Here is a 13,296-nt window from a genome sequence, read left to right on the forward strand (position 1 = left end):
ACGCATTTCCTTTTATTATTTATACCCTATCATACAAAAATACATACGATTCTTTTTTAACATTTGTTATACATTTTCGTGTTTATCGTAGTTGAATATCAAACTGGAATGTCAGAAAAACAAATCCCCCCTATAATAATGCTTGTCAGCAGAGGCAAATCATCTCCCTGCGAACAAATTTTCCATACAATTCTGTAGCAATTATAAATTATATAAGGGAAGGAAATTCAACTATATGAAAGAAAAATTATTCAACAAAGGATTTATTTTAATCACATTAATTAATTTTATTGTTTATCTTGTGTATTACTTGATGATGGTCATCATCGCTGTGATCGCCCAAGAAAAACTAAACGCCTCCCTAGGGCAAGCGGGCTTTGCTTCCGGCATTTATATTATTGGTACATTACTGGCTCGGCTTTATATGGGGAAAAAACTAGAAGTATTCGGACGAAAACAAGTCTTGCGATATGGCATCTTATTTTACCTTGTAACCACGATCGCTTATGTTTATATGCCTTCGATTTTCGTCATGTTTCTGATACGCTTTTTAAACGGTTTTGCTTATGGTACGACTTCCACCGCGACCAATGCGATTGTAACAGCCTATATTCCTAAATCCAGAAACGGTGAAGGAATCAATTATTATGGGTTGAGCACCAGTTTAGCAGCAGCGATCGGTCCATTCATCGGCATGATCCTGCTCAGCAAAACAAGTTTTTACACGATTATTGTCTTTTCCACCATTATTATTTTCTTGACCGCAGTCCTCTGCTTCTATCTTCCAGTAAAAAATATCGTTTTAACAGCAGAACACCGCAAAGCATTGCAAAAATGGAGCATTTCCAGTTTTATCGAATACAAAGTGCTGCCAATCGCTTTTGTTGCCTTTTTAATGGGGATCTCGTATTCTACGGTACTCACATTCTTGGCTTCTTACGCCAGAGTGATCAACCTTGTTGGCGCAAGTTCCTTCTTCTTCGTCGTTTACGCTTTAGTCATCACTGCGACCCGGCCACTATCAGGTAAAATTTTTGACCTTAAAGGGGAACGGTATGTCATGTATCCCAGCTATATTTTTCTAGCTATCGGATTATTCGTACTAAGTATCGCTTCCAACAGCTTTGTATTACTGCTTTCCGGCGGTTTGATCGGGTTAGGTTATGGAACATTTATGTCGAATGGGCAAGCAGTCTCTTTGAAAGTCTGCGAACCACACCGGATCGGTATTGGCCTCTCCACCTACTTTATCGGACTTGACCTAGGCTTAGGAGTTGGCCCTTACATCATGGGAGAAATCCATAGCATTATGTCATTCCAAGGTCTATATATTATTGCAGCAATCATTGCCGCAGCTTGTATCTTTATCTATATGGTTTTATATAAAAAATATTTTGCAATTAATCAAAATCAACTTTAAAAGGAGTGTATGTTATGAATCCCAACATGCTATTGATCACATCCGCCGGCTATATCGTCGGTATTGCATCCACAGATGACGAAGAAAGAAAACTAGTTACGCTAAAGGACGTTTACATCAACAACGCCGCACAACAGCTCATCGATCATTTTGAAAGTTTGAAAGTCGCAAGAGAGCAGATCATCGGATATAAATCTTTGTCTGCGGCAGATACACAAAAACTACTCGCAAGATGGCAAGCGAACTATTTTACAACTTCTTGATGGTTGAAAGGCGAACAAAAAACTCTGCCTAGTGATGGCGGAGTTTTTTGTTTGTATATGCTTTTACTTGATTTTGCCATTGTGATCACATTGGGCATTGACTCGTATATACTCCATGCAAGAACATCCCAACGTCACTTTTATGTAAATTTCAATTCGATAGGCTCGCTTTATTTCTTATGCCTGTACAAAATCTGATATATTAAAATTATTACTGGTGTTATTAGAATTAAGTTTTTCACCTTTAAATCTCTGACGAGTTTAAATTGATTTTATAACATTCCAGAGAGGAAAAATAAAACATACAAATACAGAATTATACATGTAATATATTTACTTGATACTGCCAAAAAATGATTTGGGTATCTTAGTGATAAGAATAGTGCTATTACAAATAGCGGTAGTGCATAAAACATTGTATAATGATTTCCAGCATCTCCATGTGACCACGCCGGAAGATTTACATATGCTAATACTTTATCTCCAATCGTTTATCTTTCCAAGTAAATGCCCACAATATTCCTAGAATCAAATACAAAAAAGAAAAACTACCTTTTCCTATTACCTTTTTTTCATTCTGAATTCCTATTGTATCTGAATTAAATATTTTTTCCACCTCCGTCTATTTTCTAAATTCCTGCATAAATATTCAGATAATTACAAATATTATCTTTTCCATTTTAGCACAGTTAAGATAAAAAAGCTGTGGAGATTCTGTGACGTTTTCCCAAAAAAGTGTTTCTTTTATAGACAAAAATCCAACTTTTATCGCTTGGATAACATTTCAGCTTTTCATTACGTCTAGAAAATCATGCTCTTCAATGCGCAATTTTTATCTATTCTACAAAAAAAGCCAAGCTCTATGAAGCTTGGCTTTTCTCCTACTTAACGAAACAACCCTTCCGTATTCTCCCACAACTCCAACGCCAATTCCTTATCGATCGCATACTCCTTCACACCAGTAACTTCATTTCCCGGTGTATAAAGGGGGGAAATATCAGCATTCTCGCAATAAACACCGCCTAGCCGTTCCCATGGCTGACATTTCTTCATCGGTAAGGCTGGAAGAAAGTCCTGTCACGATGCCGCCGGGATGCACGGCAAAGGCGCGGATACCTGATTCTTTGTAAAGTTTATCCAGTGCAATCGTGAAGAGGACGACTGCCGTTTTTGCTTGCGCGTATGCTTTCCACTTATCATAAGGCTTTTCCAAGAAGTTAGGGTCTTCAAAATCAAATGGCGCACGCCAATGTGCGCGGGAAGATAGATTGACTATCCGAGCATTGCCAGTTTTTTTCAGCAATGGGAGCAATGCTTTCGTCAAATAATAATGACCTAAGTAGTTACTTGAGATCTGCAGTTCATTGCCGAGGGGATCTCTTGCAAAGGGGATAGCCATGACGCCGGCACAGTTGATCAAGATATCTAGCTGCTGATAGTTGGCTTGGAACCAATCCGTAAATCCAGCAATCGTCTTTCTGTCGCTGAGATCTACAGGAGTTTGATATAGTGTTACTTGTGGCAGGTCTATTAATGCTTGTTTTGCTTTGGATAGATTTCTTGCAAACACCACTACTTCAGCGTTCGCGCTGGCAAGAGTCCTGACTGTTTCTAGTCCTAGACCTGCTGTCCCGCCTGTTACAACAACGATTTTTCCTTTTAAATCGATACCTTTGATCACATCAGTCGTTGTTGTTCTTGCACTTCCACCATTATTTAATGGATTTTGCATTATTTTCCGCCACCTTTAAGTTTATTAAAGTGAGAGACTTTGTAATGGATCTTTGTCAGGATCTGCTGCCGCTTTTGCAGTTCTGATTCGACCTCTAGAGCATGTGCTTGCAAGATCGCATAGCATTCTGCATTATCGCCTGCTTTATATGCATCGACATAACGTTTGATTTTCTCCAGCGACATATCCGTTTCCCGCAAGTTCACAATAAAGCCGAGATAGTGGATCGCGGTTTGGCTGTAAAGTTTATAGCCCCGTTCATTCTTAGGTGCTTCATCGATCAGACCGAGTTTTTCATAGTAGCGGATCGTTGGGATCGAGATGCCTACCTGCCTTGCTGCTTCTGATATTTGGTACATCGTTCTCACCTCACTTTATGACTATACAAGGTAAAGTTGACTTTATGTCAACAAGAAAAACTTTTCTTTTCAAAAAAGCGCGTGAAAACCGCTAAAAGTTTTCACGCGACTATTGCTTATTTTAGGAAGAAAACGCACATTTCATCGCTAATTCTGTCATTGCGATCATTGCTTGATACGCTTCCACGATCGTGTCTGCTTGAAATTCCACTGTCGTTTCCTCCACGATCTTGGATTTCGGGATCATAGATGCCCATTCGGCTTGCCCGTAATTACAAAACTCGATTTTCAGCACAGGCTTTTCTGGTGGCGTCAATAGTACCGCTTTATTACCGGAAAAGGCTTTTTCGGCTGCTTCCCGGACGATTCGTTCGCTTTCGGCCAGTGAATACACGATAGCGGAGGATCTGGAAACTGCTTCTTTTACGATCGCAGTTTCGATGCCATCGATCAGCTGTGCTGCTTCGGCAGCGATCTGATCATCCCCACTAACTAAAATGACTGGAACACCGTAATAGCCTGCTACATAAGCATTGAAACCAAACTCGCCGATGATCTGGTCATTGATTTTGAAATGGCGCACACCGGCCGTCATGGAATGGCTCATCACACCCGGCTGACCTGCTCGCGAATGATACCCCAGAAAGACAGCTGCATCGGCACTTTCATCTAAACCTTGTACCATCGACATTGGTTTCACATCCCCGCTGATCAGTTTTGCCTGCGGGTGAATATCCTCAACCAGCAAATTGTTCATTTTAGAATGGCTGTCATTGAGAATCACTTCGTCATAGCCTGCTCGAAATGCTTCTTCTACGACCCAGTTTGCTTCTTGGGTCATGATCCGCTGTCCGCGCGTGTAGTTGTATTTGCTCGAGTCGACAAATGTATCATCTGGCAAACCGTTTATGCCTTCCATATCTACTGAAACCCATAATTTCATTTTTTGCATCTCCTTATTTTAAATACGCTTCTTTGTAGGAAAAAGTCGTGCCGAAATTATGGTGGACGATTCCTCTTACATTATTTTTCTGCAAGTTCGTGATCGCGGTTTGATAAAGCGGTACGATCACAGCATCTGTTTCGATCAGTTGTTTTTCTGCGCCAATAAAAGTTTCCCAGCGTTTTTCAGGATCGACCGTTAGTGTGGTGGACGCATCTTTTATTTTCTTATCATAGTCCTTATTGGAATAACCTGTCGCATTATACGTATTTCCAGTCGTATAGTTGCCCAAGAAAGTTAGCGGATCTTGGAAATCTGGTCCCCAATTGGAAAGGGCGATCTCATAATCCTGATCACGCGTTTGTTGCAGCAGGTTCTTCTTCGGAACTGTTTTTAGTTTGATCGTCACGCCCGGCAAGGATTTTTCCAGTTGACCTTGTAGGTACTCAGCCACTTTTTTACTAGATTCCAAGTCAGAGTTCAAGATCTCCAATTGAATGGATTTGCCTAGTTCTTGTTTGGCTTTATCTAAATAGGTCTTGGCTTCTTTTTCATTGTGTTCCATATAATTCCCGCTTTCTTTACGGAAATCTTCTCCCGTTTTCGGGTTGGTAACGAATTTTTCTGGTACATAGCCATAGATTGCTTTGGACCCATCAGCCAGCACTTTTTTGATGAGTGTTTCCTTATCGACCGCCAGAGCTATTGCTTTACGCAAATTTTCATTCGCCAACGGAGTTTTTTTGCCGTCTCGCTCTTGATTGAGTTTCAAATGCGTCACGTAAGCATCGACCATGGAATGATAATCTTTGTTGTTTTGTTTTTGTGCGGCATAATCACCGGATAGCGTTGCCACATCTAATTTATTGGTATCGTATAGATTAACAGCGGTGTTTGGTGCTTTGACCGCGTTAAATTCTAAATGCTCTGATTTCACGTGTTTTTTATCCCAATACTTAGGGTTTTTAGTCATTGTCCATTTTTTAGCAGTATTTGTCCATTTGCTTAATGTGAATGGACCGTTATAGATCATTCGTTCACTGCTTTGGGCGTATTTGTCGCCTTGTTTTTTCACATATGCTTCATTTTGCGGATAGAACACATTAAATGCCAGTAAAGAAGTGAAATAGGGAACCGGTCTTTCTAATTTTATTTCTAGTGTATGATCATCCACCGCTTTGACGCCTAATGTCTTAGGGTCCTTTTTATTATTGATGATCGCCGTGCCATTCTCGATCGTGCCATCTAGTAAAAAGGCATATTGCGCTGCTGTATCGGGATTCGCGAGTTTGCGCCATGCAAATACAAAGTCTTTTGCCGTTACTGCGGTTCCATTCGACCACTTTGCATTATTTCGCAAATGAATGGTATAGGTTTTCTTATCTTTGCTAAGTTTCGGCATTTCTTTGGCTACCGCTGGGACAGCTTGATCTTTTTTATTTAATGTATATAAACCTTCAAAAACTTGCCCCTGAGCATTGAAGCTGGGAACATCTTGAGAAAGTACTGAATCCATTGAAGATACTTCTGAATTTTCCATTAATTTTAATGTTTTCGAGCTGTCATCAGCGCCGCTCTTATTGCCGCTCCCACAGCCTACCATAAACACAGCCAATACTACTGTTAGAACTAACAAGCTTGTCATTTTCTTTTTCATCCTTGCTCCTCCTCCTCATCATCTTTCCTGTAATACAGTGAAAATCTGCTTGCCGATATGTTGCATCCACTCAATAACGCAGTTTTCTTGATGATCGTGTTTCGTAAGAGCCGCTGCCCAGATCGTTTTTTCTTGATAACAAAAAACAGCTACATCATGCTTTACAGCTGCCAGTTCTCCCGTCTTGTTGCCGATTCGTAGTTCTGATATCCCATATTCGTCCAGTCCCCCCGGTAAGTTACTACGGTGTTGCTGGTTAAAAAAGGGACGTTGGATCGCGTGCTTTAGTTCGTTTTGTCCCCTACCTAGTGAAAAAATAAATCGCAGTAATGCCAGTGCTCCGGAGGCATTCACATAATTATCCGGCTTCGTCTTTGCCATCATCAATCTATTGAGTTGGACATCAGAATCCCAGCCTTTTAACTGCAGCCATTTTTGGATTGTCGACATTCCCACTTCTTCGATGAGCAGATTGGTAGCTGCATTGTCTGAAACGGCGATCATCAGTGTTAATAATTCCTCGATCGTCCAGCGGTCTTTTTGTGGAAGCAGCGCGAGAATACCTGCCCCGCCTGGATAAGCTTCTGGCGAAACAACAACTATTTTGGCCGCTGTTATTTTCCCTTCGCAGATAAGTTCATAATAATACGCGTATACAGCGAGTTTTATCAGACTTGCTGACGGAAATAGTTTCTCGCTCTTTTCAGCATAAAGAATCTTCTCTTCATTTGCGATCAGCAGCCCATATTCAAAAGGCGGCTGCTTCATGTCGGCTAAATCCATACCGCCGCCTCCTTAAAAATGACGAGCTACTGTGCATAATTCCGTTTCGTAATTGGTTCCGCTGAGTTTCGTGATGATGACCTTGGAACCTGGTGTCTGCGAATGGATCATTTGGTCACTGCCTAAATACAAACCGACATGATGAACAGCGCCTTTGCCTTCTTCATAAGCAAAGAACAGCAGATCGCCTGGTTTTGCATCCGCATAATCGACATGTTTCCCTTCATGGGATTGTTCTTCTGCATCACGGCTGATCCAGATCCCATATGTCCGAAATAAGGCATATACAAAGCCGGAACAGTCAAATCCCGCCGCGCTCGTGCCTGCCCAGACATAAGGCAGTTCCAAAAACTTCCGTGCTGAATGGATCACATTTCGCACGATTGCTTCTCTACTTACTTCTTCATGTAGCATTACCGATATTTTCGGGATCTCGGCTTTGCCATGCGGTGTGAATACGGTATATGTATACGGATTCTCTTTACCCACACGCAATATCGTTCCGAACGAGATCTCTTGGCTGATACCAGCTTCAAATGCTAACTCAGCTGTCTTGGAAATAACCCCTGCTTTGCGAGTTTCCGGATAGTTTTCTGGGATCGGTCCAAGATCTGCCAAAGCGATATAACCGGGATAGCCTTTTTCATCTTGGAAAGATTTTTGCTCCGGCACCACTACTTTCGCAAATTTCTTATCTGTGCTGATCACTTCCACGACATCGCCATAAAGTAGTTCGGAAACAACCAAGCGATTTTCGTAAAGCTCCATTGCTTCTTGTTTCGTAATGTGTCCAAGCAAAAGCGGATTTTCCATGGTGATACGCTTTGCGATCTCATTCTCTTTGTTAGTGGACCATAAGAACGCTTTGCTTTTGATAATAACTCTTTTTTCCATGTGCATCCCCCTTTGTAACGCTTACTTTTATTATAGGCGATAGAAATAGCGGTTGCAAACCAAGTCCTTCTTACTTGGCGATTCCCTCGATGAAATGACGGATCGCATAAGCAACACCAGCTTCGTTATTGGTTTTTGTCTCAAAGTCAGCTACTGCTTTGATGTCTGCTGAAGCATTTCCCATCACAACGCCCAGCCCCGCATAGCGCAGCATCTCAAGGTCATTGACAGCATCCCCGATCGCCATTACTTCGCTGCGTTCGATTCCTAATGATTCCGCGAGCGCTTGTAAAGCCGTCCCCTTATTGACACCTTTTTTCAGAAATTCCAAATTGTAGGGTACGCTGTTGACGATATAATATTTTTCCTTGAGTTCATCTGTTAAAGAAGCAATCAATTGATTGATCTGAATCGGATCATTCAATACCATGATTTTCGCGATATCCATCTCCGCAGTTATTTCCTCTGCAGGCTGATAGTATAGCGGCGTTTGCAGCAGTAATGCATCCTCGCAAGTAATCGGTGCAATATGGCGATGTGGGGTATACATATGATTAGCATCGAAATACGTGATATTCGCATCATTCGCTAAGCAGAAGTCAAAGATCTCTTTCACTTCTGGAAGTTCCAGTGCAAATGACTTCAGTACTTTCTCCGTCTCCGTTTCCAGTACCATACCGCCATTAAAAGTCACTGCGTAATCACCTACATGCAGTAGATCCAGTTCTCCCAGATAGCGTCTGATCCCTGAAAGCGGTCTGCCCGTACACAAAACGATCTTCACACCCATGCGTCCAGCCTCTATGATCGCCTGTTTGACTTCTTCTACCAACTCGTGCGCTCCATTTAATAACGTTCCATCAATATCGATTGCTACCAGTTTATACATGTATCTCTCTCCTTCTGTTGTTTCTTCTCACTATCTAATATAACATGTTCATCAAAATTTAGCGGGTCGTATCTATTTTCATTCTCACAACGAAACTGTCATTTCCCGGCCCATAAAAGGTTTGATTCTTTTTAAATCCCCCGTAATTAGGTATACTAAAAAAACAGAATCAAATACGGAAGTAGGCGTTCATTCATGAAAAAATGGAAATTATCTATTCTTTTTCTAATAAGCATCACTTTTATCTTTCTCATCCTCGGAACTGTCTTGGCCTTTCAAATAAAGCATGTCGTTTATAGTAAAATCGATAACCATCTTGAATTCAGCAAAAACAGTTTGACATTGCGTTTAAAGAAAACGAATTTTTTGCATGAGCAGAAACAAGATCGGATCACGAAGATCTACTTCACTGACAGCAGCAAAAAGATCGAACTGGCAGATGATACAAAAACGAATTTCGCTACTCTTTCTGAGGGTTCTTTGAAGTTGAATCATCCTTCAACGATCCGAGTAGGCAAAGATTTTTTTCGCGGTACGCTCATCAATACGCCCTATAAGCAAGCAAACGGTAAGATGGTAAGCATCAAAGTCGCTTTACTTCAGAAAGTAAATGACCAGCATGAGATCATTCAAACTTCTTGGCAAAGCTTGATCTACATACTGCTACTCACGGAGCTGGCTTGTTTAGGTGTGAGTTATTATCTGCATCGCCGATTCGTCCGGCTTCTTTGACGAAAAAAAGACCCGAAGCAGAACCCATTCAAAATGGTCTACATACGGGCTTTTTTAATGTTTAATTATTTTTCCTTTTCCGAATAAATAGCGATACTCGCTTCCAAATCGCGATCAATATAAATAATACAATAAACATCAGCGTTATAGAAGCTCCCGGCGGTGTTCCCAATTCATATGAGGATACCAATCCAGTGAACATCCCGATCACACCAACAATGATCGCACTGATGACACAGAAGATAAAGCTTCGTGATAGCCGCATCCCGATCGCTGCCGGAAGTACCATCAGCGCTGAAACAAGCAGTGCTCCTGCAATCGGCATGATAACAGAGATCGAAATCCCGGTGATGACACTGAATAACAGGGAGATCAGTTTAACAGGCAATCCGTCTGCCTGCGCAATGTCTTCGTTGAACGTCAAGACGTACATGATCCTACGGAAAACAAGGAATAAGATGACGATCGCGATCCCTAAGACAGCGAGGATCTTTACCTGCTGCGCGGTGATCGTGACGATCGATCCAAACAAATATTGCTGGACACTCGTTGTTATGCCTCCTTCGTTCAGGCTCATCAAAACAAGCGCGACAGCAAGACCTCCTGCCATTAAGATCGCAATAGAGATCTCGGAATAGCTTTGGTAGATCATTCGCAGATATTCGATTCCAAGTGCTGCGATCACGACAACGAGCAACGTCGTGAATGTCGGATTTACATTGATGATCAATCCGAGTGCTACCCCTGCCAGCGAGACATGGGATAACGTATCCGCCAGCAAAGATTGTCTACGCAAGATCAAGAACACTCCAAGCAGCGGTGCAATGATCGCAATGATCATTGAGGCTTGGAATGCGCGCTGCATGAATCCATAGAGAAACATCTCCAAGGGACATCCTCCTTTCGAACCAAGCGAATATGCCGGTCTGCATAATCGATCATATCGTCGCTGTCGTGGGTGATCATCAAGATCGACTTGCCATGCTTAGAAGATTCGTGCTTCAAGAGATCATAAAACCTCGCCTTACTTTCTTTATCCATAGCCGTCGACGGCTCGTCAAGCAGAAGCAGATCCGGGTCCGTCGCAAACATTCGTGCTAAGCAGATTCGCTGCTTTTGTCCGCCAGATAGCTCTCCGATCCGCTTATGACGATAATCCCACATGTTGACAGACTTTAACGCCTTTTCAACATGCATTTTATCCTCTTCTCGTAACCGCTTGAACCACTTTCCGTTTGGATATCTGCCTGATGTTACCAATTCCAAGACCGTGCTGGGAAAACCCACATTGAAAGAAGCGATCTGCTGCGGAACATATCCGGTAAGCAGTCTGCCTCCTTCTGTATTTTTTTTAGCTAGTTTTACCGCGCCGTTATCTGGCTTCAACAATCCCAAAACAAGACGGAGCAACGTCGTTTTCGCTGCTCCATTTTCGCCTGTCAGGATAACAAATTCGCCTGCCTTCACTTGAAAGGAAATGTTCTCTAGCACAGGTTCTTCTTCGTATTTGAATGTCACGTCGTCTACTTCAATATAATTCAAATTCGCTCGATCCTTTTATTTGATGGTTTTTTGTAATGCTTTTAAATTATCTTCCATATAAGAAATATAATCGATTCCTTGTTTTTGTTCTTTTGCAGTGATTCCCTCGATCGGGCTCAGTACTTCCATTTTCGCACCTGTTTCATCTGCAAGTGTCTGCGCGATCTTCGGTGATGCTACTTCTTCAAAATAAATGATCTTAGTGTCATGCTTTTTCACGAACTTTTGCAATTCAGCTAAACGTTTCGGACTAGGCTCTTGGTCAGGTGATAGACCTGCGATCGCAATTTGGTGTAGATCATATTCTTTTGCTAAATATTGGAAGGCAGCGTGCTGAGTTACAAAATCACGGTTTTTTGCGCCTTTCAAACCGTCTTTGAAGTCATTATCCAGTTTTTCCAATTTCGCTGTGTACGTTTTTGCATTTTTTTCATATGTGCTAGTACGTTTTTTATCTGCTTTTTTAAGGCCCGCTTCGATAGTGGCAACTTCTTTTTGCGCTAATGCAGGACTCAACCAAACATGTGGATCATGTGCATGACCGTGGTCGTCGCCATGCTCTTCCTCTTCTTCCACACCTTCCAAAAGTTTGATTCCTTTACTTGCCTCGATGACCGTTGTTTTCTTTCTATCGATATTTTTCAGCACTTTCGGAACCCAAGTCTCCATATCATTACTATTATATACGAAGACGTCCGCTTCTTCAATTTTCGCGATGTCTTTCGCACTTGGTTCATAATCATGCGGTTCTGTACCGGCTTCGATCAACATATGGATGTCGGCGTTATTGCCTGTTATATTCTTTGTAAAATCATACATCGGATAAAAAGTCGTCACTACTTGCAGTTTTTTGCTCGAACTTGACCCAGAATTGCCGCACGCTGCTAAAACGAGCAGAATGGTTAAAACACTGATAATAAGACTTAATTTTTTCATTTTCCACACTCCTTATTCGGAATTATTACGATTTAAGGAGCAAAAAAGAAGATATAACTTTATGTATAAGCGAAATCCTTTGTTATATTTATTAACCGCTCAAATCGTAATCATTTCGATTTAAAGTTTACCACGCGTTAAAAAGCTGGTCAAGCATTATTTTAAAAAAGTTCGGTCAGACGCTTTGCAAGTGGGGAAAGTTCCGCTTCTGCCAACCAGATGATCGCTAGCTTTGTCCACCATTCGGGATAATCAATGGTTTTATAATTCGCTTTATCGACTTTCATCATTTTACCGATCGACGCCGGCACGATCGCAATTCCCATGCCTGACTTTGCCCATGTGATCGCTGTACGGCCATCATCACAAGTACAGCTTATAAAGGTATGGAGCTGTTGATCAGCAAATGTAGCATGGATCAACTGTTCAAATCGTCTATAGATAACTAATGGCTGTTCGCTCAAATCTGCTAGAGCAACCGTTTCTTTTTTGGACCATGATTGCGGAAGCTCGCTAAAGACGGCGATCATTGGTTCAGTATTGAAATACTTGCCCTCGATATTTTGATTGTTAAATGGCGTTCTTACCACGCCCAGTTCGATCATGCCGTTTTTAAGCTTGTCCAAGATATTGAATGTATTATCCTCATATATCTCGAAATGGATATGCGGATAATCCGCGGTCAACTGCTGCATTTCTTTATTTGGCAGCAATCCTGCCGAAGTAGAAACTGTCCCGATCCGCAACGTCCCTGATTTCCCCTGCTGATATTTTCCGATCTCGTTTTTTGTCAATTCTGCTAAAGATAAGATCTGCTCGGCCCGTTGCTTCAATTGTTTGCCTGATTCCGTCAGCGTGATTCCCTTGCTGCCACGAACAAAGACTTTAGCACCTAGTTCTTTTTCTAACAAATGAATCTGATAACTGAGCGGTGGCTGACTGATATGAAGTTTTTGCGCTGCCGCAGTGATTTGTCCTTCTTCCACGATTGCTAAAAAATATTCCAGCTGTTTGAGGTTCATTCTGCTTCCCCCTTATAAATTGCCATACGAAAAAAATATGAAAGCTCATTGAAATATGTATTTTTTATATTATAACGATTATGCTAAAATAAAGCTACAAGAAGCAGAAATGGGGAAATGTAAA

The 13,296-nt window shown here is 41.6% G+C and carries 14 protein-coding genes; 3 read left to right on the plus strand and 11 right to left on the minus strand.

From position 1 onward, the window contains the following. Nucleotides 1-235: 235 nt before the first annotated feature. Nucleotides 236-1,420, plus strand: a complete 1,185-nt coding sequence (locus tag HMPREF0556_RS06150; RefSeq protein ID WP_003756552.1) for an MFS transporter — start codon at nt 236-238, stop codon at nt 1,418-1,420. A 14-nt stretch (nt 1,421-1,434) separates the two neighbouring features. Beyond that, nucleotides 1,435-1,683, plus strand: a complete 249-nt coding sequence (locus tag HMPREF0556_RS06155; protein WP_003756554.1) for a hypothetical protein — start codon at nt 1,435-1,437, stop codon at nt 1,681-1,683. Between the two features lie 997 nt (nt 1,684-2,680). On the opposite strand, the gene HMPREF0556_RS06160 is transcribed toward HMPREF0556_RS06155, so the two are convergent. From HMPREF0556_RS06160 to HMPREF0556_RS06190, 7 genes are all read right to left on the minus strand, one after another. Further along, nucleotides 2,681-3,415 carry an SDR family NAD(P)-dependent oxidoreductase gene (locus HMPREF0556_RS06160; RefSeq protein WP_003756557.1) on the minus strand — a complete coding sequence of 245 codons (735 nt, stop codon included), beginning with the start codon at nt 3,413-3,415 and terminating at the stop codon, nt 2,681-2,683. Beyond that, nucleotides 3,415-3,774, minus strand: a complete 360-nt coding sequence (locus HMPREF0556_RS06165) for a MerR family transcriptional regulator (RefSeq protein ID WP_003756560.1) — start codon at nt 3,772-3,774, stop codon at nt 3,415-3,417. Before HMPREF0556_RS06165 ends, HMPREF0556_RS06160 begins: the two co-directional genes overlap by 1 nt. Nucleotides 3,775-3,895: 121 nt before the next feature. Then, on the minus strand, nt 3,896-4,717 hold the full coding sequence (locus HMPREF0556_RS06170; protein ID WP_040486524.1) for a M55 family metallopeptidase: 822 nt from the start codon (nt 4,715-4,717) through the stop codon (nt 3,896-3,898). Between the two features lie 13 nt (nt 4,718-4,730). Further along, a complete protein-coding gene (locus HMPREF0556_RS06175) occupies nt 4,731-6,374 on the minus strand; it encodes a peptide ABC transporter substrate-binding protein (RefSeq protein WP_003756564.1) in 1,644 nt (547 codons plus the stop codon). A gap of 18 nt (nt 6,375-6,392) precedes the next feature. After that, a complete protein-coding gene (locus HMPREF0556_RS06180; protein ID WP_003756566.1) occupies nt 6,393-7,157 on the minus strand; it encodes a serine hydrolase in 765 nt (254 codons plus the stop codon). 12 nt (nt 7,158-7,169) lie between these two features. After that, nucleotides 7,170-8,051: a C40 family peptidase gene (locus HMPREF0556_RS06185; protein WP_126320253.1), complete on the minus strand. Its 882-nt coding sequence runs from the start codon at nt 8,049-8,051 to the stop codon at nt 7,170-7,172. Nucleotides 8,052-8,121: 70 nt separating this feature from the next. Continuing rightward, the gene (locus HMPREF0556_RS06190) at nt 8,122-8,940 is read right to left on the minus strand and encodes a Cof-type HAD-IIB family hydrolase (RefSeq protein WP_003756569.1); all 819 of its coding nucleotides are present in this window, start codon (nt 8,938-8,940) and stop codon (nt 8,122-8,124) included. Between the two features lie 195 nt (nt 8,941-9,135). Here HMPREF0556_RS06190 and HMPREF0556_RS06195 point away from each other — a divergent pair, with 195 nt between their 5' ends. Further along, nucleotides 9,136-9,672, plus strand: coding sequence for a hypothetical protein (locus tag HMPREF0556_RS06195; RefSeq protein WP_003756571.1), 537 nt, complete (start codon nt 9,136-9,138; stop codon nt 9,670-9,672). Between the two features lie 61 nt (nt 9,673-9,733). On the opposite strand, the gene HMPREF0556_RS06200 is transcribed toward HMPREF0556_RS06195, so the two are convergent. From HMPREF0556_RS06200 to HMPREF0556_RS06215, 4 genes are all read right to left on the minus strand, one after another. Next, a complete protein-coding gene (locus tag HMPREF0556_RS06200; RefSeq protein WP_003756574.1) occupies nt 9,734-10,561 on the minus strand; it encodes a metal ABC transporter permease in 828 nt (275 codons plus the stop codon). Further along, nucleotides 10,510-11,214, minus strand: coding sequence for a metal ABC transporter ATP-binding protein (locus HMPREF0556_RS06205; protein ID WP_003756576.1), 705 nt, complete (start codon nt 11,212-11,214; stop codon nt 10,510-10,512). Before HMPREF0556_RS06205 ends, HMPREF0556_RS06200 begins: the two co-directional genes overlap by 52 nt. 15 nt (nt 11,215-11,229) lie before the next feature. Next, entirely contained in the window at nt 11,230-12,150 is a 921-nt protein-coding gene (locus HMPREF0556_RS06210; RefSeq protein ID WP_003756578.1) for a metal ABC transporter substrate-binding protein, read from the minus strand. A 161-nt stretch (nt 12,151-12,311) separates the two neighbouring features. After that, nucleotides 12,312-13,172 carry a LysR family transcriptional regulator gene (locus HMPREF0556_RS06215; protein WP_003756579.1) on the minus strand — a complete coding sequence of 287 codons (861 nt, stop codon included), beginning with the start codon at nt 13,170-13,172 and terminating at the stop codon, nt 12,312-12,314. Nucleotides 13,173-13,296 lie beyond the last annotated feature (124 nt).

Source organism: Listeria grayi DSM 20601 (assembly GCF_000148995.1).
GTDB classification, from domain to species: domain Bacteria; phylum Bacillota; class Bacilli; order Lactobacillales; family Listeriaceae; genus Listeria; species Listeria grayi.

Bases quoted from the DNA above. Each gene is read 5' to 3' on its own strand.
- HMPREF0556_RS06165 (WP_003756560.1), bottom strand. From the start codon at position 3,774: ATGTACCAAATATCAGAAGCAGCAAGGCAGGTAGGCATCTCGATCCCA.
- HMPREF0556_RS06175 (WP_003756564.1), bottom strand. From the start codon at position 6,374: ATGAAAAAGAAAATGACAAGCTTGTTAGTTCTAACAGTAGTATTGGCT.
- HMPREF0556_RS06155 (WP_003756554.1), top strand. From the start codon at position 1,435: ATGAATCCCAACATGCTATTGATCACATCCGCCGGCTATATCGTCGGT.
- HMPREF0556_RS06195 (WP_003756571.1), top strand. From the start codon at position 9,136: ATGAAAAAATGGAAATTATCTATTCTTTTTCTAATAAGCATCACTTTT.
- HMPREF0556_RS06190 (WP_003756569.1), bottom strand. From the start codon at position 8,940: ATGTATAAACTGGTAGCAATCGATATTGATGGAACGTTATTAAATGGA.
- HMPREF0556_RS06180 (WP_003756566.1), bottom strand. From the start codon at position 7,157: ATGGATTTAGCCGACATGAAGCAGCCGCCTTTTGAATATGGGCTGCTG.
- HMPREF0556_RS06185 (WP_126320253.1), bottom strand. From the start codon at position 8,051: ATGGAAAAAAGAGTTATTATCAAAAGCAAAGCGTTCTTATGGTCCACT.
- HMPREF0556_RS06150 (WP_003756552.1), top strand. From the start codon at position 236: ATGAAAGAAAAATTATTCAACAAAGGATTTATTTTAATCACATTAATT.
- HMPREF0556_RS06210 (WP_003756578.1), bottom strand. From the start codon at position 12,150: ATGAAAAAATTAAGTCTTATTATCAGTGTTTTAACCATTCTGCTCGTT.
- HMPREF0556_RS06215 (WP_003756579.1), bottom strand. From the start codon at position 13,172: ATGAACCTCAAACAGCTGGAATATTTTTTAGCAATCGTGGAAGAAGGA.
- HMPREF0556_RS06170 (WP_040486524.1), bottom strand. From the start codon at position 4,717: ATGAAATTATGGGTTTCAGTAGATATGGAAGGCATAAACGGTTTGCCA.
- HMPREF0556_RS06160 (WP_003756557.1), bottom strand. From the start codon at position 3,415: ATGCAAAATCCATTAAATAATGGTGGAAGTGCAAGAACAACAACGACT.